We start from the raw sequence: 26,441 nt of genomic DNA, 5'->3' as shown, positions 1-26,441 counted from the left end.
TATAGACCCGCCTGAGGAGATGATAGCTTCCCGCTTTAATGGGCTAGTCAACTATTTTCGGGACTCGGGATATCCGTATGATCGTGGCGACAATCACTTCCGTTACAGGCAAGGCATGGATCAGAGACGCAGAAGGTGATCTGCGGGTGGCGCGTGAAGGGGATACCCTTCAAGCGGGAGAGGTCATCATTACCTCCGAAGGCGCCAGTGTCCGTATGCAACTGCCTGATGGACGTGACCCAGTAACGATTGGGGAGTCGACTCAGGTTGCGTTGAATGCGCAGTTGGGGCAAGGCGATCTGACCAGTGACCTGGTACTGGAGTCCGGTTCTGTCGCCGAGGTTATAGAACTGCTCGAGAGTGGCGATGGCGACTTGTTGGATGCTCTGGAGGAGCCGGCAGCTGGTTCCGATGGTGCAGGCCCTGCGTCGGAGGGGCATAGTTTTGTGCGCCTGCTGCGCATTGTCGAAGATGTAGACCCGCTTTCTTTCGATTTTGATCTCGGAAGTCGTGATGGCATCGAGGTTGGTGAGGGTAATGGCTTCGGGCAAGACGGGCCTGATCAGCCAGTATCATTGACAGGACTTGAGCCCCCTGCACCTGACACGCCAGATATTCCCGAAACACCCGACAATCCCGGTAATCCGCATAACCCGGCTGACGACGACTATGCTGCGGCTTTTACCGGGGCAGAACAACTGGTCCGGGAATCCGGCTTGCCCGATGGCAGCTCTCCCGATAGTGCTCTGGTAACACAGAGTGGCAGCTTTGGCTTTTCTTCACCGGATGGGCTGGGGGCATTGACCGTCGGTAATAGCGGCCCTTTGGATATCGGTCGCCTGCAGTCCTTGTCCAGTAACCCTCTGACTGTCGAGACACCATTTGGCACGCTGATCTTGACCGGATTCACCGGTGATGAGAATGGCGGTACGGTCACTTATACCTATGTGCTTTCCGAGAACATCGATGGTGATAATGTGCCCGGCGGCACCGATGAAGGTGTACTGGACTCCATCAGCGTTACGGTCACTGATGTGGATGGCAGCACGGCGACTGGGTCGCTGGATATTGCCATCATTGATGATGTGCCTGCGGCCATCGATGATACTGCCAGAACGGACGAAGATACTCCGGTCACCGTTGATGTCATCGGCAATGACATTGAAGGGGCGGATGGTGCCGAGGTAACTGCTGCCAGCCCGCGTGATCCGAGTCAGGGCAGCGTGGTACTCAACGAAGATGGCACCGTCACCTTCACTCCAGCGCCCGGTTTCGAAGGTAATGCTCTGATCGATTACACCATCACCGACGCCGATGGTGATACCAGCGATGCCACGCTGACGGTCACCGTCGCACCTGATTCCACGCCGGAAATTGTTGTTCCACCTGTAGACCCTAATGATCCGGATGCCAGAGATGGCGTGTATACCGTCAGTGAGTCAGGCCTGAGCGGCGGTAGTGATTCTGGTTCCGGCAGTGAACGCGCGACAGGTACTTTCGACATTGACACTGGTGATGATGGTGTAGGTTCGCTGGTAGTCAATGGTGTCGATGTCACCGATGGTGGAGTTGTCACTACTGATAAAGGCACCTTGACGGTGACCGTAGACGACAACGGTGATTATCACTGGGAGTACGAACTGACGACTCCGAGCGATGAGCACTCCAGCCCGGGCACGAACGACGACAATGTACGTGACACCTTCCGAGTCGAGGTGACTGACAGCGATGGCGATAGTGCTCGATCGAAGCTGACGCTGGAAATCCAGGATGACGTTCCTACGGCCATTGATGATGCTTCCGAGACGGACGAGGAGACCCCCGTAACGGTTGATGTCATTGGTAATGACATTGAAGGGGCGGATGGTGCTGAAGTAACCACTGTCAGCCTGCGAGATCCGAGCCAGGGCGAAGTGGTGCTCAACGATGATGGCACGGTCACTTTCACCCCGGCGCCGGGCTTCGAAGGCGATGCACTGATCGACTACACCATCACCGACGCCGATGGTGATACCAGCGATGCGACGTTGACGGTGACGGTGGCGGAAGACTCCACGCCTGAGATCGTGGTACCGCCGGAGGAACCCGGTGTGCCGGATGGTCCTGATCCGGGCGATCCCGATGATCCGAACGACGACATCAACCCGTCTGCGGGCGATGCGCTTTACAGCGTCGATGAGGCGGGCCTCAGCGGTGGCAGCGATGCGGCCGCTGACAGCGAGACCACCTCGGGCGTGTTCAATATCGACACCCGTGGCGACAGCCTGCAGAGCCTGACCGTCAATGGCAACGATGTGACCAATGCCGGTAGTGCCGGTATCACGATCACCACAGACCTCGGCACGCTGACCGTGACCGAGACGGATGGCGTCTACAGCTGGAGCTATACGCTCGACGGCAGCACCGACGAGCACGTCGCTGGTGGCGGCACTGCCGCCGATCATGTGCGCGACATCTTCAACCTGGAAGTCACCGACAGCGACGGTGACACGGCGACGGCGAAGCTGGGTATCGATATCCAAGACGATGTGCCGACCGCGGTGGATGACACAACCACCACCGGCGAGGATGAGGCGGTCAGCTACAACGTGCTGACCAACAGCGACGGCACCAGCGATACCCAGGGCGCGGATGGCGCGACCCTGACTGCCGCGAGCCTGGCCGACGACAGCCTAGGCACGCTGACCTTCGAGGCCGACGGCACGGTGATCTTTACCCCGACCGCAGGCGTCGAGGGCGATGTGCTGATCGACTACACCATCACCGACGCCGATGGCGATACCAGCACCGCGACGCTGACGGTAACGGTGGCGGAAGACTCCACGCCTGAGATCGTGGTACCGCCGGAGGAGCCCGGTGTGCCGGATGGTCCTGATCCGGGCGACCCCGATGACCCGAACGACGACATCGATCCGAGCGCAGGGGATGCGTTGTACAGCGTCGAGGAAGCCGGGCTGGCCGACGGCAGCCGTGCCGGCGACGGCAGTGCGACGACCTCGGGCGTGTTCAATATCGACACCTTCGGCGATGAGCTGCAGCAGCTGACGGTCAACGGCACCAATGTGACCGCGCTGCTCAGCGCCGACAGTGCGCCCGACAGCATCGAGATCGCGGGCGAGTACGGCACGCTGACCGTCACCGAAAACGGCGGTGTCTACAGCTGGAGCTATACGCTCGACGGCAGCACTGACGAGCACGTCGATGGTGGCGGCACCGCCGCCGATCACGTGCGTGACATCTTCAACCTGGAAGTCACCGACTCCGATGGCGACACCGCCACCGCGAAGCTGGGTATTGATATTCAGGATGACGTGCCGACGGCGGTGGATGACACGACCACCACCGGCGAGGACAAGGCGGTCAGCTACAATGTGCTGACCAACAGCGATGGCACCAGCGATACCCAGGGCGCCGATGGCGCGATCCTGACGCATGCCGCGCTGCAGAACGCTGATGATGGCGATCTGACGTTCAATGCCGATGGCACGGTAACCTTCACCCCGGCGCCGGGCTTCGAAGACGATGCACTGATCAACTACACCATCACCGATGCCGATGGCGATACCAGCGATGCCACCCTGACGGTGACGGTGGATGCCGACTCCACGCCGGAGATCGTGGTACCGCCGGAGGAGCCCGGTGTGCCGGATGGTCCAGATCCGGGCGATCCCGATGACCCGAACGACGACATCGATCCGACCGCAGGCGATGCACTGTACAGCGTCGACGAGGCGGGCCTGAGCGGTGGCAGCGATGCGGATGCCGACAGCGAGACCACCTCGGGGGTGTTCAATATCGACACCCGCGGCGACAGCCTGCAGAGTCTGACCGTCAATGGCACCGATGTGACCAATGCCGGTAGTGCCGGCATCACGATCACCACCGACCTCGGCACGCTGACCGTGACCGAGACGGATGGCGTCTACAGCTGGAGCTATACGCTCAACGGCAGCACCGACGAGCACGTCGATGGTGGCGGCACCGCCGCCGACCATGTGCGTGACATCTTCAACCTGGAAGTCACCGACTCCGATGGCGACACCGCCACCGCGAAGCTGGGCATCGACGTTCAGGATGATGTGCCGACCGCGGTGGACGACACGACCACTACCGGCGAAGACAAGTCGGTCAGCTACAACGTGCTGACCAACAGCGATGGCACCAGTGATACCCAGGGCGCCGATGGCGCGATCCTGACTGCCGCGAGCCTGGTCGACGACAGCCAGGGCACGCTGACCTTCGAGGCCGATGGCACGGTGACCTTTACCCCGGCGCCGGGCTTCGAAGGCGATGCCCTGATCGACTACACCATCACCGACGCCGATGGTGATACCAGCACCGCGACGTTGACGGTGACGGTGGATGCCGACTCCACGCCGGAGATTGTGGTGCCGCCGGAGGAACCCGGTGTGCCGGATGGTCCCGACCCGGGTGATCCCGATGACCCGAACGACGACATCGATCTGACCGCAGGCGATGCACTGTACAGCGTCGACGAGGCGGGCCTGAGCGGTGGCAGCGATGCGGATGCCGACAGCGAGACCACCTCGGGCGTGTTCAATATCGAGACCCGCGGCGACGACCTGCAGGCCCTGACCGTCAACGGCACCGATGTGACCAATGCCGGTAGTGACGGCATCACGGTCACCACCGACCTCGGTACGTTGACCGTGACCGAGACGGATGGCGTCTACAGCTGGAGCTACACACTCAGCGACAACACCACCGATCACAGCACGGTCGACAGCACCGATGCCGACAACGTGCGTGACATCTTCAACCTGGAAGTCACCGACTCCGATGGCGACACCGCCACCGCGAAGCTGGGCATCGACGTTCAGGACGACGTGCCGACGGCGGTGGACGACACGACCACCACCAGCGAGGACGAGGCGGTCAGCTACAACGTGCTGACCAACAGCGATGGCACCAGCGATACCCAGGGCGCCGATGGCGCGATCCTGACTGCCGCGAGCCTGGTCGACGACAGCCAGGGCACGCTGACCTTCGAGGCCGATGGCACGGTAACCTTCACCCCGGCACCGGGCTTTGAAGGCGATGCACTGATCGACTACACCATCACCGATGCCGATGGCGATACCAGCGATGCCACGCTGACGGTCACCGTCGCACCTGATTCCACGCCGGAGATCGTCGTGCCGCCGGAAGACCCCGGTGTGCCGGATGGTCCTGATCCGGGTGATCCCGATGACCCGAACGACGACATCGATCCGGCCGCAGGCGATGCGCTGTATACCGTCGATGAGGCGGGCCTGAGCGGTGGCAGCGATGCGGCCGCCGACAGCGAGACCACCTCGGGGGTGTTCAATATCGGCACCCGCGGCGACGACCTGCAGGCCCTGACCGTCAACGGCACCGATGTGACCAATGCCGGTAGTGACGGCATCACGGTCACCACCGACCTCGGTACGTTGACCGTGACCGAGACGGATGGCGTCTACAGCTGGAGCTATACGCTCGACGGCAGCACCGACGAGCACAGCACAGTCGACAGCACCGATGCCGACAACGTGCGTGACATCTTCAACCTGGAAGTCACCGACTCCGATGGCGACACCGCCACCGCGAAGCTGGGCATCGACGTTCAGGACGATGTGCCGACCGCGGTGGACGACACGACCACCACTGGCGAGGACGAGGCGGTCAGCTACAACGTGCTGACCAACAGCGATGGCACCAGCGATACCCAGGGCGCCGATGGCGCGACCCTGACGCATGCCGCGCTGCAGAACACTGATGATGGCGACCTGACGTTCAATGCCGATGGCACGGTAACCTTCACCCCGGCGCCGGGCTTTGAAGGCGATGCCCTGATCGACTACACCATCACCGACGCCGATGGTGATACCAGCGATGCCACGCTGACGGTGACGGTGGATGCCGACTCCACGCCGGAGATCGTGGTACCGCCGGAGGAACCCGGCGTACCGGATGGTCCTGATCCGGGTGATCCCGATGATCCGAACGACGATATCGATCCGGCTGCAGGCGACGCGCTGTATACCGTCGACGAGGCGGGCCTGAGTGGTGGCAGCGATGCGGACGCCGACAGCGAGACCACCTCGGGCGTGTTCAATATCGAGACCCGCGGCGACGACCTGCAGGCCCTGACCGTCAACGGCACCGATGTGACCAATGCCGGTAGTGACGGCATCACGGTCACCACCGACCTCGGTACGTTGACCGTGACCGAGACGGATGGCGTCTACAGCTGGAGCTACACGCTCAACGGCAGCACCGACGAGCACGTCGATGGTGGCGGTACCGCCGCCGACCATGTGCGTGACATCTTCAACCTGGAAGTCACCGACTCCGATGGCGACACCGCCACCGCGAAGCTGGGTATTGACGTTCTGGACGATGTGCCGACGGCCGAGGACGACACGGCCAGCATCGCCGAAGACAGCACCACGGTGACCGGCAACGTGACGGACAACGACACGCACAGTGCCGATGCCGAAGAGGTGGCCTTCAATGATCCGGCGGCGGCACAGTTCGGTACCTTCACCGACAACGGTGACGGCACCTGGTCGTACGAGCTGGACAACTCACTGGCGGCCGTGCAGGCGCTGGATGACGGTGAGACGCTGACCGAGAGTCTGGTCTACACCGTGACCGATGCCGATGGCGACACCAGTGAAGCGACGCTGACGATCACCATCACCGGCCAGACCGATGCACCGCCGGTGGTGACTCCGGAGGACAGCGACGGTACCGCGAGCAGCGCCGACAATAGCGTGGTGGAAGACAGCGGTGCAACGGTGACCGGTACGGTGACCGTGAGTGCGGAAGCCGGCATTGCCGCGGTGAGCGTGGGCGGCGTGGACGTGACCTCCGCCAGTGCCGACAACCCGATCGCGATTGCCACCACGGAGCGTGGCTCGCTGACGGTGACCGACTACGACGCGGCCACGGGCGTGATCCGCTACAGCTACACCGAAGACAGCGACGCCGAAGACCACACTGACGATGCCGCACAGGTCGACAGCTTCGACGTCACCGTGACCGACGTGGCCGGCGAGAGCACCAGCGGCACCTTGACGGTGGAGACGCTGGATACCGAACCGAGCGCTGCCGACGACAGCGCCGAACTGGCCGAAGACACCAGCACCGCCCTGACCGGCGATGTGCTGGCCAACGACACCCAGAGTGCCGACGGCCTCGGCAGCGTGGCCTTCAATGACCCGACGGCGACGCAGTACGGTACCTTCACCGACAACGGTGATGGCAGCTGGTCGTACGAACTCGACAACTCACTGCCGGCCGTGCAGGCGCTGGATGACGGTGAGACGCTGACCGAGAGTCTGGTCTACACCGTGACCGATGCCGATGGCGACACCAGTGAAGCGACGCTGACGATCACCATCACCGGCCAGACCGATGCGCCGCCGGTGGTGACTCCGGAGGACAGCGACGGTACCGCGAGCAGCGCGGACAACAGCGTGGTGGAAGACAGCGGTGCAACGGTGACCGGTACGGTGACCGTGAGTGCGGAAGCCGGCATTGCCGCGGTGAGCGTGGGCGGCGTGGATGTGACCTCGGCGAGTGCCGACAACCCGATCGCGATCGCCACCACGGAGCGTGGCTCATTGACGGTGACCGACTACGACGCGGCCACCGGCGTGATCCGTTACGCATACACCGAAGACAGTGATGCCGAAGACCACACTGACGATGCCGCACAGCTCGACAGCTTCGACGTCACCGTGACCGACGTCGCCGGCGAGAGCACCACCGGCACCTTGACGGTGGAGACGCTGGACACCGAACCAACGGCTGCCGACGACAGCGCAAGCGTCGAGGAGGATGCGGTCGACCCGGTGACGGGAACCGTATTGACCAACGACACCCAGAGTGCCGACGGCCTCGGCAGCGTGGCCTTCAATGACCCGACGGCGACACAGTACGGCAGCTTCACCGACAATGGTGACGGGACCTGGTCGTACGAACTCGACAACAGCCTCGCAGCGGTACAGGCACTGGATGACGGCGAGACGCTGACCGAGACGCTGGTCTATACCCTGACCGACGCCGATGGTGACGCGAGTGAGGCGACGCTGACGATCACCATCACCGGCCAGAGCGATGCACCGCCGGTGGTGACCCCAGAGGACGCCGACGGCACGGCGAGTGATGCCGACAACAGCGTGACCGAAGGCTCCGGCGAGACGGTGACCGGCACGCTGACGGTGAGTGCCGAGGCCGGCATTGCCGCGGTGAGCGTGGGCGGTGTGGACGTGACCTCCGCCAGTGCCGACAACCCGATCGCGATTGCCACGACCGAGCGTGGCTCGCTGACGGTGACCGATTATGACGCGGCCACGGGCGTGATCCGTTACGCATACACCGAAGACAGCGATGCGGAAGATCACCGCGAGGAGCAGCTCGACAGCTTCGACGTCACCGTGACCGACGTGGCCGGCGAGAGCACCAGCGGCACCTTGACGGTGGAGACGCTGGATACCGAACCGAGCGCTGCCGACGACAGCGCCGAACTGGCCGAAGACACCAGCACCGCCCTGAGCGGGGATGTGCTGACCAACGACACCCAGAGTGCCGATGGCCTCGGCAGCGTGGCCTTCAATGACCCGACGGCGGCACAGTACGGCAGCTTCACCGACAACGGTGATGGGACCTGGTCGTACGAACTCGACAACAGCCTCGCAGCGGTACAGGCGCTGGATGACGGCGAGACGCTGACCGAGAGCCTGGTCTATACCCTGACCGATGCCGATGGTGACGCGAGTGAGGCGACGCTGACGATCACCATTACCGGCCAGAGCGATGCGCCGCCGGTGGTGACCCCGGAGGACGCCGACGGCACGGCGAGTGATGCCGACAACAGCGTGACCGAAGGCAGCGGCGAAACGGTGACCGGCACGCTGACGGTGAGTGCCGAGGCCGGCATTGCCGCGGTGAGCGTGGGCGGCGTGGACGTGACCTCCGCCAGCGCCGACAACCCGATCGCGATTGCCACCACGGATCGTGGCTCGCTGACGGTGACCGATTATGACGCGGCCACCGGCGTGATCAGCTACAGCTACACCGAAGACAGCGATGCGGAAGATCACCAGACGGCGCAGGTCGACAGCTTCGACGTCACCGTGACCGACGTGGCCGGTGAGAGCACCAGCGGCACACTGACGGTGGAGACGCTGGATACCGAGCCGACGGCCGAAGACGACACGGCCAGCATCGCCGAAGACAGCACCACGGCGGTGACCGGCAACGTGGCGGACAACGACACGCACAGTGCCGATGCCGAAGAGGTGGCCTTCAATGATCCGACGGCGGCACAGTTCGGTACCTTCACCGACAACGGTGACGGCACCTGGTCGTACGAGCTGGACAACTCACTGGCGGCCGTGCAGGCGCTGGATGACGGCGAGACGCTGACCGAGAGTCTGGTCTACACCGTGACCGACGCCGATGGCGACACCAGTGAAGCGACGCTGACGATCACCATCACCGGCCAGACCGATGCACCGCCGGTGGTGACCCCGGAGGACGCCGACGGTACGGCGAGTGACGCCGACAACAGCGTGACCGAAGGCAGCGGCGAAACGGTGACCGGCACGCTGACGGTGAGTGCCGAGGCCGGCATTGCCGCGGTAACCGTGGGTGGCGTGGACGTGACCCAGGCCAGTGCCGACAACCCGATCGCGATTGCCACCACGGATCGTGGCTCGCTGACGGTGACCGATTATGACGCGGCCACCGGCGTGATCAGCTACAGCTACACCGAAGACAGCGATGCGGAAGATCACCAGACGGCGCAGGTCGACAGCTTCGACGTCACCGTGACCGACGTGGCCGGTGAGAGCACCAGCGGCACACTGACGGTGGAGACGCTGGATACCGAGCCGACGGCCGAAGACGACACGGCCAGCATCGCCGAAGACAGCACCACGGCGGTGACCGGCAACGTGGCGGACAACGACACGCACAGTGCCGATGCCGAAGAGGTGGCCTTCAATGATCCGACGGCGGCACAGTTCGGTACCTTCACCGACAACGGTGACGGCACCTGGTCGTACGAGCTGGACAACTCACTGGCGGCCGTGCAGGCGCTGGATGACGGCGAGACGCTGACCGAGAGTCTGGTCTACACCGTGACCGACGCCGATGGCGACACCAGTGAAGCGACGCTGACGATCACCATCACCGGCCAGACCGATGCACCGCCGGTGGTGACCCCGGAGGACGCCGACGGTACGGCGAGTGACGCCGACAACAGCGTGACCGAAGGCAGCGGCGAAACGGTGACCGGCACGCTGACGGTGAGTGCCGAGGCCGGCATTGCCGCGGTAACCGTGGGTGGCGTGGACGTGACCCAGGCCAGTGCCGACAACCCGATCGCGATTGCCACCACGGATCGTGGCTCGCTGACGGTGACCGATTATGACGCGGCCACCGGCGTGATCCGCTACAGCTACACCGAAGACAGCGACGCCGAAGACCACACTGACGATGCCGCACAGGTCGACAGCTTCGACGTCACCGTGACCGACGTGGCCGGCGAGAGCACCACCGGCACACTGACGGTGGAGACGCTGGATACCGAACCGACGGCCGAGGACGACGCGGCCAGCATCGCCGAAGACACCAGCACCGCCCTGAGCGGGGATGTGCTGACCAACGACACCCAGAGTGCCGACGGCCTCGGCAGCGTGGCCTTCAATGACCCGACGGCGGCACAGTACGGCAGCTTCACCGACAACGGTGATGGCAGCTGGTCGTATGCGTTGGACAACTCACTGCCGGCCGTGCAGGCGCTGGACGACGGCGAGACGCTGACCGAGAGCCTGGTCTATACCCTGACCGACGCCGATGGTGACGCGAGTGAGGCGACGCTGACGATCACCATTACCGGCCAGAGCGATGCACCGCCGGTGGTGACCCCAGAGGATGCTGATGGCACGGCGAGTGACGCCGACAACAGCGTGACCGAAGGCAGCGGCGAGACGGTGACCGGCACGCTGACGGTGAGTGCCGAGGCCGGCATTGCCGCGGTAACCGTGGGCGGCGTGGACGTGACCTCCGCCAGCGCCGACAACCCGATCGCGATTGCCACCACCGAGCGTGGCTCGCTGACGGTGACCGACTACGACGCGGCCACTGGCGTGATCCGCTACAGCTACACCGAAGACAGCGACGCCGAAGACCACACTGACGATGCCGCACAGGTCGACAGCTTCGACGTCACCGTGACCGACGTGGCCGGCGAGAGCACCAGCGGCACCTTGACGGTGGAGACGCTGGACACCGAACCAACGGCTGCCGACGACAGTGCAAGCGTCGAGGAGGATGCGGTCGACCCGGTGACGGGAACCGTATTGACCAACGACACCCAGAGTGCCGATGGCCTCGGCCGTGTGGCCTTCAATGATCCGACGGCGGCACAGTACGGCAGCTTCACCGACAATGGTGATGGGACTTGGTCGTACGAACTCGACAACAGCCTCGCAGCGGTACAGGCGCTGGATGACGGCGACACGCTGACCGAGAGCCTGGTCTATACCCTGACCGACGCCGATGGTGACGCGAGTGAGGCGACGCTGACGATCACCATCACCGGCCAGACCGACGCGCCGCCGGTGGTGACCCCGGAGGACGCCGACGGCACGGCGAGTGATGCCGACAACAGCGTGACCGAAGGCAGTGGCGAAACGGTGACCGGCACGCTGACGGTGAGTGCCGAGGCCGGCATTGCCGCGGTGAGCGTGGGCGGCGTGGACGTCACCTCGGCGAGTGCCGACAACCCGATCGCGATCGCCACCACGGAGCGTGGCTCATTGACGGTGACCGACTACGACGCGGCCACCGGCGTGATCCGTTACGCATACACCGAAGACAGTGATGCCGAAGACCACACTGACGATGCCGCACAGGTCGACAGCTTCGACGTCACCGTGACCGACGTCGCCGGCGAGAGCACCACCGGCACCTTGACGGTGGAGACGCTGGACACCGAACCAACGGCTGCCGACGACAGCGCAAGCGTCGAGGAGGATGCGGTCGACCCGGTGACGGGAACCGTATTGACCAACGACACCCAGAGTGCCGACGGCCTCGGCCGTGTGGCCTTCAATGACCCGACGGCGACGCAGTACGGTACCTTCACCGACAACGGTGATGGGACCTGGACGTATGCGTTGAACAACGAGTTGCCGGCCGTGCAGGCGCTGGATGACGGCGAGACGCTGACCGAGACGCTGGTCTACACCCTGACCGACGCCGATGGTGATGCGAGTGAGGCGACGCTGACGATCACCATTACCGGCCAGAGCGATGCACCGCCGGTGGTGACCCCAGAGGATGCTGATGGCACGGCGAGTGACGCCGACAACAGCGTGACCGAAGGCAGCGGCGAGACGGTGACCGGCACATTGACGGTGAGTGCCGAGGCCGGCATTGCCGCGGTGAGCGTGGGCGGCGTGGACGTGACCTCCGCCAGTGCCGACAACCCGATCGCGATTGCCACCACGGAGCGTGGCTCGCTGACGGTGACCGACTACGACGCGGCCACGGGCGTGATCCGCTACAGCTACACCGAAGACAGTGATGCCGAAGACCACACTGACGATGCCGCACAGGTCGACAGCTTCGACGTCACCGTGACCGACGTGGCCGGCGAGAGCACCAGCGGCACCTTGACGGTGGAGACGCTGGATACCGAACCGAGCGCTGCCGACGACAGCGCCGAACTGGCCGAAGACACCAGCACCGCCCTGAGCGGGGATGTGCTGACCAACGACACCCAGAGTGCCGACGGCCTCGGCAGCGTGGCCTTCAATGACCCGACGGCGGCACAGTACGGCAGCTTCACCGACCACGGTGATGGGACCTGGTCGTACGAACTCGACAACAGCCTCGCAGCGGTACAGGCGCTGGATGACGGCGAGACGCTGACCGAGAGCCTGGTCTATACCCTGACCGACGCCGATGGTGACGCGAGTGAGGCGACGCTGACGATCACCATCACCGGCCAGACCGACGCGCCGCCGGTGGTGACCCCGGAGGACGCTGATGGCACGGCGAGTGATGCCGACAACAGCGTGACCGAAGGCTCCGGCGAGACGGTGACCGGCACGCTGACGGTGAGTGCCGAGGCCGGCATTGCCGCGGTGAGCGTGGGCGGCGTGGACGTGACCTCCGCCAGCGCCGACAACCCGATCGCGGTTGCCACCACCGATCGTGGCTCACTGACGGTGACCGACTACGACGCGGCCACTGGCGTGATCCGCTACAGCTATACCGAAGACAGTGATGCCGAGGATCACCGCGAGGAGCAGCTCGACAGCTTCGACGTCACCGTGACCGACGTCGCCGGCGAGAGCACCAGCGGCACGCTGACGGTGGAGACACTGGACACCGAACCGAGCGCTGCCGACGACAGCGCCGAACTGGCCGAAGACACCAGCACCGCCCTGACCGGCGATGTGCTGACCAACGACACCCAGAGTGCCGATGGCCTCGGCAGCGTGGCCTTCAATGACCCGACGGCGGCACAGTACGGTACCTTCACCGACAATGGTGATGGCAGCTGGTCGTACGAACTCGACAACAGCCTCGCAGCGGTACAGGCGCTGGACGACGGCGAGACGCTGACCGAGAGTCTGGTCTATACCCTGACCGACGCCGATGGTGACGCGAGTGAGGCGACGCTGACGATCACCATCACCGGCCAGACCGACGCGCCGCCGGTGGTGACCCCGGAGGACGCCGACGGTACGGCGAGTGACGCCGACAACAGCGTGACCGAAGGTAGCGGCGAGACGGTGACCGGCACACTGACGGTGAGTGCCGAGGCCGGCATTGCCGCGGTGAGCGTGGGCGGGGTGGACGTGACCTCGGCGAGTGCCGACAACCCGATCGCGATCGCGACCACGGAGCGCGGCTCATTGACGGTGACCGATTACGACGCGGCCACCGGCGTGATCCGCTACAGCTATACCGAAGACAGTGATGCCGAGGATCACCGCGAGGAGCAGCTCGACAGCTTCGACGTCACCGTGACTGACGTGGCCGGCGAGAGCACCACCGGCACCTTGACGGTGGAGACGCTGGACACCGAACCAACGGCTGCCGACGACAGCGCAAGCGTCGAGGAGGATGCGGTCGACCCGGTGACGGGAACCGTATTGACCAACGACACCCAGAGTGCCGACGGCCTCGGCCGTGTGGCCTTCAATGACCCGACGGCGGCACAGTACGGCAGCTTCACCGACAACGGTGATGGCAGCTGGTCGTACGAACTCGACAACAGCCTCGCAGCGGTACAGGCGCTGGATGACGGCGACACGCTGACCGAGAGCCTGGTCTATACCCTGACCGACGCCGATGGTGACGCGAGTGAAGCGACGCTGACGATCACCATCACCGGCCAGACCGACGCGCCGCCGGTGGTGACCCCGGAGGACGCCGACGGTACGGCGAGTGACGCCGACAACAGCGTGACCGAAGGTAGCGGCGAGACGGTGACCGGCACGCTGACGGTGAGTGCCGAGGCCGGCATTGCCGCGGTGAGCGTGGGCGGGGTGGACGTCACCTCCGCCAGTGCCGACAACCCGATCGCGATTGCGACCACCGATCGCGGCTCCCTGACGGTGACCGACTACGACGCGGCCACTGGCGTGATCCGTTACGCATACACCGAAGACAGCGACGCCGAAGACCACACTGACGATGCCGCGCAGGTCGACAGCTTCGACGTCACCGTGACCGACGTCGCCGGCGAGAGCACCAGCGGCACGCTGACGGTGGAGACACTGGACACCGAACCAACGGCTGCCGACGACAGTGCAAGCGTCGAGGAGGATGCGGTCGACCCGGTGACGGGAACCGTATTGACCAACGACACCCAGAGTGCCGATGGCCTCGGCAGCGTGGCCTTCAATGACCCGACGGCGGCACAGTACGGTACCTTCACCGACAATGGTGATGGGACCTGGTCGTACGAACTCGACAACAGCCTCGCAGCGGTACAGGCGCTGGATGACGGCGACACGCTGACCGAGAGCCTGGTCTATACCCTGACCGACGCCGATGGTGACGCGAGTGAAGCGACGCTGACGATCACCATCACCGGCCAGACCGACGCGCCGCCGGTGGTGACTCCGGAGGACAGCGACGGTACCGCGAGCAGCGCCGACAACAGCGTGGTGGAAGACAGCGGTGCAACGGTGACCGGTACGGTGACCGTGAGTGCGGAAGCCGGCATTGCCGCGGTAACCGTGGGTGGCGTGGACGTGACCCAGGCCAGTGCCGACAACCCGATCGCGATTGCCACCACGGATCGTGGCTCGCTGACGGTGACCGATTATGACGCGGCCACCGGCGTGATCCGCTACAGCTACACCGAAGACAGCGACGCCGAAGACCACACTGACGATGCCGCACAGGTCGACAGCTTCGACGTCACCGTGACCGACGTGGCCGGCGAGAGCACCACCGGCACCTTGACGGTGGAGACGCTGGACACCGAACCAACGGCTGCCGACGACAGCGCAAGCGTCGAGGAGGATGCGGTCGACCCGGTGACGGGAACCGTATTGACCAACGACACCCAGAGTGCCGACGGCCTCGGCCGTGTGGCCTTCAATGACCCGACGGCGGCACAGTACGGCAGCTTCACCGACAACGGTGATGGCAGCTGGTCGTACGAACTCGACAACAGCCTCGCAGCGGTACAGGCGCTGGATGACGGCGAGACGCTGACCGAGAGCCTGGTCTATACCCTGACCGACGCCGATGGTGACGCGAGTGAAGCGACGCTGACGATCACCATCACCGGCCAGACCGACGCGCCGCCGGTGGTGACCCCGGAGGACGCCGACGGTACGGCGAGTGACGCCGACAACAGCGTGACCGAAGGTAGCGGCGAGACGGTGACCGGCACGCTGACGGTGAGTGCCGAGGCCGGCATTGCCGCGGTGAGCGTGGGCGGCGTGGACGTGACCTCGGCGAGTGCCGACAACCCGATCGCGATTGCCACCACCGATCGTGGCTCGCTGACGGTGACCGACTACGACGCGGCCAGCGGCGTGATCCGTTACGTATACACCGAAGACAGCGACGCCGAAGACCACACTGACGATGCCGCACAGCTCGACAGCTTCGACGTCACCGTGACCGACGTCGCCGGCGAGAGCACCAGCGGCACCTTGACGGTGGAGACGCTGGATACCGAACCGACGGCCGAGGACGACGCGGCCAGCATCGCCGAAGACACCAGCACCGCCCTGACCGGTGATGTGCTGACCAACGACACCCAGAGTGCCGACGGCCTCGGCCGTGTGGCCTTCAATGACCCGACGGCGGCACAGTACGGCAGCTTCACCGACCACGGTGATGGGACCTGGTCGTACGAACTCGACAACAGCCTCGCAGCGGTACAGGCGCTGGACGACGGCGAGACGCTGACCGAGAGTCTGGTCTATACCCTGACCGACGCCGATGGTGACGCGAGTGAGGCGACGCTGACGATCACCATCACCGGCCAGACCGACGCGCCGCCGGTGGTGACTCCGGAGGACAGCGACGGTACCGCGAGCAGCGCCGACAACAGCGTGGTGGAAGACAGCGGTGCAACGGTGACCGGTACGGTGACCGTGGGTGCGGAAGCCGGCATTGCCGCGGTAACCGTGGGTGGCGTGGACGTGACCCAGGCCAGTGCCGACAACCCGATCGCGATTGCCACCACGGATCGTGGCTCGCTGACGGTGACCGATTATGACGCGGCCACCGGCGTGATCCGCTACAGCTACACCGAAGACAGCGACGCCGAAGACCACACTGACGATGCCGCACAGGTCGACAGCTTCGACGTCACCGTGACCGACGTGGCCGGCGAGAGCACCACCGGCACCTTGACGGTGGAGACGCTGGACACCGAACCAACGGCTGCCGACGACAGCGCAAGCGTCGAGGAGGATGCGGTCGACCCGGTGACGGGAACCGTATTGACCAACGACACCCAGAGTGCCGACGGCCTCGGCCGTGTGGCCTTCAATGACCCGACGGCGGCACAGTACGGCAGCTTCACCGACAACGGTGATGGCAGCTGGTCGTACGAACTCGACAACAGCCTCGCAGCGGTACAGGCGCTGGATGACGGCGACACGCTGACCGAGAGCCTGGTCTATACCCTGACCGACGCCGATGGTGACGCGAGTGAAGCGACGCTGACGATCACCATCACCGGCCAGACCGACGCGCCGCCGGTGGTGACCCCGGAGGACGCCGACGGTACGGCGAGTGACGCCGACAACAGCGTGACCGAAGGTAGCGGCGAGACGGTGACCGGCACGCTGACGGTGAGTGCCGAGGCCGGCATTGCCGCGGTGAGCGTGGGCGGGGTGGACGTCACCTCCGCCAGTGCCGACAACCCGATCGCGATTGCGACCACCGATCGCGGCTCCCTGACGGTGACCGACTACGACGCGGCCACTGGCGTGATCCGTTACGCATACACCGAAGACAGCGACGCCGAAGACCACACTGACGATGCCGCGCAGGTCGACAGCTTCGACGTCACCGTGACCGACGTCGCCGGCGAGAGCACCAGCGGCACGCTGACGGTGGAGACACTGGACACCGAACCAACGGCTGCCGACGACAGTGCAAGCGTCGAGGAGGATGCGGTCGACCCGGTGACGGGAACCGTATTGACCAACGACACCCAGAGTGCCGATGGCCTCGGCAGCGTGGCCTTCAATGACCCGACGGCGGCACAGTACGGTACCTTCACCGACAATGGTGATGGGACCTGGTCGTACGAACTCGACAACAGCCTCGCAGCGGTACAGGCGCTGGATGACGGCGACACGCTGACCGAGAGCCTGGTCTACACCGTGACCGATGCCGATGGCGACACCAGTGAAGCGACGCTGACGATCACCATCACCGGCCAGACCGACGCGCCGCCGGTGGTGACCCCGGAGGACGCCGACGGTACCGCGAGCAGCGCGGACAACAGCGTGGTGGAAGACAGCGGTGCAACGGTGACCGGTACGGTGACCGTGAGTGCGGAAGCCGGCATTGCCGCGGTAACCGTGGGTGGCGTGGACGTGACCCAGGCCAGTGCCGACAACCCGATCGCGATTGCCACCACGGAGCGTGGCTCGCTGACGGTGACCGACTACGACGCGGCCAGCGGCGTGATCCGTTACGTATACACCGAAGACAGCGACGCCGAAGACCACACTGACGATGCCGCACAGCTCGACAGCTTCGACGTCACCGTGACCGACGTCGCCGGCGAGAGCACCAGCGGCACCTTGACGGTGGAGACGCTGGATACCGAACCGAGCGCAGCCGACGACAGCGCCGAACTGGCCGAAGACACCAGCACCGCCCTGAGCGGGGATGTGCTGACCAACGACACCCAGAGTGCCGACGGCCTCGGCAGCGTGGCCTTCAATGACCCGACGGCGGCACAGTACGGCAGCTTCACCGACCACGGTGATGGGACCTGGTCGTACGAACTCGACAACAGCCTCGCAGCGGTACAGGCGCTGGATGACGGCGAGACGCTGACCGAGAGCCTGGTCTATACCCTGACCGACGCCGATGGTGACGCGAGTGAAGCGACGCTGACGATCACCATCACCGGCCAGACCGACGCGCCGCCGGTGGTGACCCCGGAGGACGCCGACGGTACGGCGAGTGACGCCGACAACAGCGTGACCGAAGGTAGCGGCGAGACGGTGACCGGCACGCTGACGGTGAGTGCCGAGGCCGGCATTGCCGCGGTGAGCGTGGGCGGCGTGGACGTGACCTCGGCGAGTGCCGACAACCCGATCGCGATTGCCACCACCGATCGTGGCTCGCTGACGGTGACCGACTACGACGCGGCCAGCGGCGTGATCCGTTACGTATACACCGAAGACAGCGACGCCGAAGACCACACTGACGATGCCGCACAGCTCGACAGCTTCGACGTCACCGTGACCGACGTCGCCGGCGAGAGCACCAGCGGCACCTTGACGGTGGAGACGCTGGATACCGAACCGAGCGCTGCCGACGACAGCGCCGAACTGGCCGAAGACACCAGCACCGCCCTGACCGGCGATGTGCTGACCAACGACACCCAGAGTGCCGACGGCCTCGGCCGTGTGGCCTTCAATGACCCGACGGCGGCACAGTACGGTACCTTCACCGACAATGGTGATGGCAGCTGGTCGTACGAACTCGACAACAGCCTCGCAGCGGTACAGGCGCTGGATGACGGCGAGACGCTGACCGAGAGCCTGGTCTATACCCTGACCGACGCCGATGGTGACGCGAGTGAAGCGACGCTGACGATCACCATCACCGGCCAGACCGACGCGCCGCCGGTGGTGACCCCGGAGGACGCCGACGGTACGGCGAGTGACGCCGACAACAGCGTGACCGAAGGCAGCGGCGAGACGGTGACCGGCACGCTGACGGTGAGTGCCGAGGCCGGCATTGCCGCGGTGAGCGTGGGCGGCGTGGACGTGACCTCGGCGAGCGCCGACAACCCGATCGCGATCGCCACCACCGATCGTGGCTCGCTGACGGTGACCGACTACGACGCGGCCACTGGCGTGATCCGCTACCGCTACACCGAAGACAGTGATGCCGAGGATCACCGCGAGGAGCAGGTCGACAGCTTCGACGTCACCGTGACCGACGTGGCCGGCGAGAGCACCAGCGGCACCTTGACGGTGGAGACGCTGGATACCGAACCGAGCGCTGCCGACGACAGTGCAAGCGTCGAGGAGGATGCGGTCGACCCGGTGACGGGAACCGTATTGACCAACGACACCCAGAGTGCCGACGGCCTCGGCCGTGTGGCCTTCAATGACCCGACGGCGGCACAGTACGGCAGCTTCACCGACAATGGTGATGGGACCTGGTCGTACGAACTCGACAACAGCCTCGCAGCGGTACAGGCGCTGGATGACGGCGACACGCTGACCGAGAGCCTGGTCTATACCCTGACCGACGCCGATGGTGACGCGAGTGAAGCGACGCTGACGATCACCATCACCGGCCAGACCGACGCACCGCCGGTGGTGACCCCGGAGGACGCCGACGGTACGGCGAGTGATGCCGACAACAGCGTGACCGAAGGCAGCGGCGAGACGGTGACCGGCACGCTGACGGTGAGTGCCGAGGCCGGCATTGCCGCGGTAACCGTGGGTGGGGTGGACGTGACCCAGGCCAGTGCCGACAACCCGATCGCGATTGCCACCACGGATCGTGGCTCGCTGACGGTGACCGATTATGACGCGGCCACCGGCGTGATCAGCTACAGCTACACCGAAGACAGCGATGCGGAAGATCACCGCGAGGAGCAGGTCGACAGCTTCGACGTCACCGTGACCGACGTGGCCGGCGAGAGCACCAGCGGCACCTTGACGGTGGAGACGCTGGACACCGAACCAACCGCTGCCGACGACAGTGCAAGCGTCGAGGAGGATGCGGTCGACCCGGTGACGGGAACCGTATTGACCAACGACACCCAGAGTGCCGATGGCCTCGGCCGTGTGGCCTTCAATGACCCCACCGCGGCACAGTACGGCAGCTTCACCGACAACGGTGATGGCAGCTGGTCGTACGAACTCGACAACTCACTGCCGGCCGTGCAGGCGCTGGATGACGGTGAGACGCTGACCGAGAGTCTGGTCTACACCGTGACCGATGCCGATGGCGACACCAGTGAAGCGACGCTGACGATCACCATCACCGGCCAGACCGATGCACCGCCGGTGGTGACCCCGGAGGACGCCGACGGTACGGCGAGTGACGCCGACAACAGCGTGACCGAAGGCAGCGGCGAAACGGTGACCGGCACGCTGACGGTGAGTGCCGAGGCCGGCATTGCCGCGGTGAGCGTGGGCGGGGTGGACGTCACCTCGGCGAGTGCCGACAACCCGATCGCGATCGCCACCACCGATCGCGGCTCGCTGACGGTGACCGATTACGACGCGGCCACCGGCGTGATCCGCTACAGCTACACCGAAGACAGTGATGCCGAGGATCACCGCGAGGAGCAGCTCGACAGCTTCGACGTCACCGTGACCGACGTGGCCGGCGAGAGCACCAGCGGCACCTTGACGGTGGAGACGCTGGATACCGAACCGACGGCCGAGGACGACGCGGCCAGCATCGCCGAAGACAGCACCACGGTGACCGGCAACGTGACGGACAACGACACGCACAGTGCCGATGCCGAAGAGGTGGCCTTCAATGATCCGGCGGCGGCACAGTTCGGTACCTTCACCGACAACGGTGACGGCACCTGGTCGTACGAGCTGGACAACTCACTGGCGGCCGTGCAGGCGCTGGATGACGGTGAGACGCTGACCGAGAGTCTGGTCTACACCGTGACCGATGCCGATGGCGACACCAGTGAAGCGACGCTGACGATCACCATCACCGGCCAGACCGATGCACCGCCGGTGGTGACTCCGGAGGACAGCGACGGTACCGCGAGCAGCGCGGACAACAGCGTGGTGGAAGACAGCGGTGCAACGGTGACCGGTACGGTGACCGTGAGTGCGGAAGCCGGCATTGCCGGGGTAACCGTGGGTGGCGTGGACGTGACCCAGGCCAGTGCCGACAACCCGATCGCGATTGCCACCACGGATCGTGGCTCGCTGACGGTGACCGATTATGACGCGGCCACCGGCGTGATCAGCTACAGCTACACCGAAGACAGCGATGCGGAAGATCACCGCGAGGAGCAGGTCGACAGCTTCGACGTCACCGTGACCGACGTGGCCGGCGAGAGCACCAGCGGCACCTTGACGGTGGAGACGCTGGACACCGAACCGAGCGCTGCCGACGACAGTGCAAGCGTCGAGGAGGATGCGGTCGACCCGGTGACGGGAACCGTATTGACCAACGACACCCAGAGTGCCGACGGCCTCGGCCGTGTGGCCTTCAATGACCCGACGGCGACGCAGTACGGTACCTTCACCGACAACGGTGATGGGACCTGGACGTATGCGTTGAACAACGAGTTGCCGGCCGTGCAGGCGCTGGATGACGGCGAGACGCTGACCGAGACGCTGGTCTACACCCTGACCGACGCCGATGGTGATGCGAGTGAGGCGACGCTGACGATCACCATTACCGGCCAGAGCGATGCACCGCCGGTGGTGACCCCAGAGGATGCTGATGGCACGGCGAGTGACGCCGACAACAGCGTGACCGAAGGCAGCGGCGAGACGGTGACCGGCACATTGACGGTGAGTGCCGAGGCCGGCATTGCCGCGGTGAGCGTGGGCGGCGTGGACGTGACCTCCGCCAGTGCCGACAACCCGATCGCGATTGCCACCACGGAGCGTGGCTCGCTGACGGTGACCGACTACGACGCGGCCACGGGCGTGATCCGCTACAGCTACACCGAAGACAGCGACGCCGAAGACCACACTGACGATGCCGCACAGGTCGACAGCTTCGACGTCACCGTGACCGACGTGGCCGGCGAGAGCACCAGCGGCACCTTGACGGTGGAGACGCTGGACACCGAACCGACTGCAGTGGATGACAAGACGTTGACCACTGACCAGCATACGCCGCTGGTCATCGATGCCGCGGATGTGTTGGCTAACGACACTCAGGGGGCTGACGGCGCGGCCGTGACCGGTGTCAGCCTGGCGAATGGTACCCATGGCTCGGTCACTCTCGATGGCGATGGCAACATCGTCTTTACGCCGACGGATGATTTCGAGGGTACGGCGACCATTGATTACAACATCACCGACGGCGATGGTGATACGTCCAGTGCGTCGTTCCAGGTGGATGTTACCGATCCTGACAAGCCGGAGGTGCCGGTTGATCCCGAACTGGTGATGCTGGATGAGGATGGCATTGAACACGGCGGTGTTGTGGTAGGCAATGCGGGTGGTAATGGTGATGTGGCTGGGGAGGCCGCCACCTTTGAAGGACGGCTCGATCTTGACTTTGGTCCCGATGGAGAGGGATATCTTCAATGGGATCTTGACAGCTTCCCGACGGATCTCACCAGTCAGGGCAGTAAAGTCGCCTTCAGCTTTTCCGGTACGGCCGGCCTCGGCGAAATGATGATCGTTGAAGGGCGTAATGAGCAGGGTGAGTTGGTGCTGGACTTCGTTCTCGAGCGTTCAACAGATCCCGATGACCCACGCCCTCATTACACCATTTCCATCTGGCAGGGGCTGGACCATCCGGATACCACCGATAGTATCGAGGATAACATCGAGTTCAACATCGGTTATGTCGTTGCCGATGGTAATGGTGATGAAGCCAAGGGGGCGATCAAGGTACACGTCAACGATGATTCGCCGATCGCCATGGACGATGATGGCGGTTCGGTCGAACAGTACAGCCAGTATGGACATGCCTTCAATGTGCTCCAGAATGACCGAGCCGGTGGTGACAGTCACGAGGATACCAGCGATACAGCGCAGGAATTCTATGGTGGTGAACTGGTGTCTGCGCGCCTGGTCATGCTGGGTGACGAGGTGATCGGTCAGGATGATGCCTCTCAGGCGGAGGCCGCCGCGAGAGCGGGGACCATCGAGCTTGTCGGTGAAGATGTCATCTTCCATCCCAACGAGACCTTTGAAGGCAAGGTCGTGATCGAATACACCATGAAGGATACCGATGGTGATACCGATACGGCGCTGCTGACCTTCAATGTCACCGATCCCGAGCAGCCGTCAACGTCGGAAACCGATCCTGATATCAATCCCGACACGCTACATCTGGATGAAGATGCCTTGCCAGGAGGTCTGGAGGGTGGTCCTGATGACATAGGGGCCGCTGCAGGTTCCAGCTTCAGCAGCAACATGGTGTATCGCTTCGGCGGTGATGGTGAAGGTTCCTTCACGTGGCTGCTGAAGGATCTTCCGGCGCTGACGTCGGGTGGTGAGGACGTCGAGTTCTCGGTGAGTGCCGATGGTCTGACGCTGACAGGATCTGCTGCTGGCGAAACGGTACTGACGCTCGAGCTGACGAATGTATCCACCGGTGACTACACGGTGACACTGCACAAGCCGCTGGATCACCCGGTAGCGGATAGCGAAGACAATCTGTATATCGGAGCGCGGTATGAAATCAGCGATGTGGATGGTGACACGGCGGAAGGCGTGCTCAATATCCATATCAATGATGACTCACCGGTAGCGGCTGATGACACCCCGATGGAAGATGTTCCCGAGGATGGAACCTTCCGCTATGACGTTGTCGCCAATGACAGTCAAGGCGCCGATGGTGCCACCTTGGCCAGTGCCAAACTGCGTAACCCGGCACTGGGGGATGTGGATGTTGACCCCGAAACCGGCGAGGTGATCTTCAGGGCGGCTCGCGGTGTAGAGGGGACGGTGGAGATCGATTACACCATCACCGATGGTGATGGTGATACGTCGACGGCCTTGTTGACGCTCAATGTGGCCGATGATTCAACGCCGTTGATTCCTGCACTGACCGGTACCGATGGCGAAGTCGACGAAGCGGGGCTCAGCACCGGTTCACGGGCGGGTGATGGTTCCAACATCACTACCGGCGCTTTCACCATCGACACCGGCGCCGATGCGCTGGCATCACTGACCGTAGCCGGTATGGAAGTGCTGAATGGCGGCTCGATCACCACCGATCTGGGCACTCTGACCATCGAACCTGGCGATGAGAGTGGTGTCTTCACCTGGCGCTATGAGCTGACCAGCAACAGCCTGGAGCACAGCACTCAGGGGGCCAACATCGATGATGTTTTCGAGTCCTTTGCTGTGGTGGCTCGAGATGATGATGGCAGTGAGTTCACGGATAGCCTCGATATCGCCATTCGCGATGACACGCCGGTGACCTATTCGCCGGATAGCGACCTGATGGTGCCGATCAGCGAGCAGTTGATCCATACCTTGCGTGCCGATTGGGTGAATATCAAGGGCACCGGCACCAGTAACGACTCGATTGATGAGAGCAGCAGTTCAACGTTGATCAGCCTTTACTGGGGCGGGGCTGGCTACAGGTTCAAGTATGCTGATGGCCTGTATAGTGGTGCAGCGGTGCCGACGGACTCACTGTTTTCATTGGGGACATTTACCCATGACAACAAGGTTGTCACTGGTGGACGGAACACCTTGGATAAAGTCGATCTCAAAGTCGACTTCACGGTGAGTATTGACGGTGTCGATACGCGAATCTCGACGACCGTCAAACTGGATCACACCGAAACGTCCAATACGGGGACGGCTGCCCAGAACCGAGATATTATTCAGATCACCAATCCCACAACCACCCAGAGGATCACGGTGGGGGATCGAGAGTTCATTCTCAAGATCGAGGGCTTCCTCGATAACGGTAATCTGGTCAATACCATCAGAACCTACGAGGATCAGGTTAACCATTACCTGCTGTACGCGCGGATTTCATCGACCGATGATCTTCCGTTGCTGGAAGGTACCGTCATCGACGATATCATCGCCTACGGTGCCGATGAGCCCGATATCGAGGACAGTCTGGGCTGGGTCGGTGCCAACGCCGATGGGGTGGTCAGCGGTCAGTATGGTGAACTGACAACGAACAGCGATGGTAGTTACAGCTACAGCATCAGTCGTGAAGCTCGTGATGGGATGGATGTCGGCGATGTTCTGACCGAGACCTTCACCTATTACATTGCCGATCAGGACGGTGATCGGGTCGAGCAGACCCTGGAGATCAATATCAACGGCTTGCCCAATGGGGATATTGCCTTCAGTGATCGTGGGTTCGACTACTACAACACCTATTCGGATGTGGCTGCCCCCGATTTTGCGGACCTTCCGGTGATAGCGGGTACCGCAGAGAATGACACACTGGAGGGTACTGCCGACGCGGAAGCGATCTCCGGGGGCTCGGGAGGCGATGATACCCTCGACGGCAAGGGCGGTGATGATGTACTCAATGGCGGCGCTGGCCGTGACCTGCTGATCGGTGGTCAGGGGAGTGATGAACTGATCGGTGATACCCTGAACAGCAACGAGGTCTTTGCGGATACCTTTGCCTGGCAACTGGGGGATGCGGGTAGCTCGGACGCTCCGGTGGAAGACCGAATTCTGAACTTCGACGTTGGCAACTTCGACGCTGGTGAAGGAGACCGCTTGTCACTCGGAGATCTGCTCGAGGGCTATGATGCTCAGAATGATACCGATCAGACGGCATTGGATGGCTATATTCACGCTGAGCAGGCTGGTAGCTCGACCACACTCTATATCAAGAGTGATGGTGACCTCGCGAAGGATAACAGCAATGCTGACCAGAAGATCAAACTGGAGAATGTCAGCATGGGAGGGCAGAACTCGCACGACTTCCTGTCCCAGATGATTGACCAGGGGCAATTGGATATCGAGTGATCTATCGCTACGGGGCGCGACACCATGTTGTCGCGTCCCGTAGCGCTCTGATGCAGGGTTTGAGCTATGTTG

The 26,441-nt window shown here is 63.8% G+C and carries 1 protein-coding gene; it reads left to right on the top strand.

What is annotated here, in order from left to right:
* Nucleotides 1–77: 77 nt before the first annotated feature.
* On the top strand, nt 78–26,369 hold the full coding sequence (locus AR456_RS21290) for an Ig-like domain-containing protein (RefSeq protein WP_056933003.1): 26,292 nt from the start codon (nt 78–80) through the stop codon (nt 26,367–26,369).
* Nucleotides 26,370–26,441 lie beyond the last annotated feature (72 nt).

The organism is Halomonas huangheensis, assembly GCF_001431725.1.
GTDB lineage: Bacteria > Pseudomonadota > Gammaproteobacteria > Pseudomonadales > Halomonadaceae > Halomonas > Halomonas huangheensis.
The sequence above is the reverse complement of the archived record's forward strand: the minus strand, read 5'-3'. Positions and strand labels throughout refer to the sequence as shown.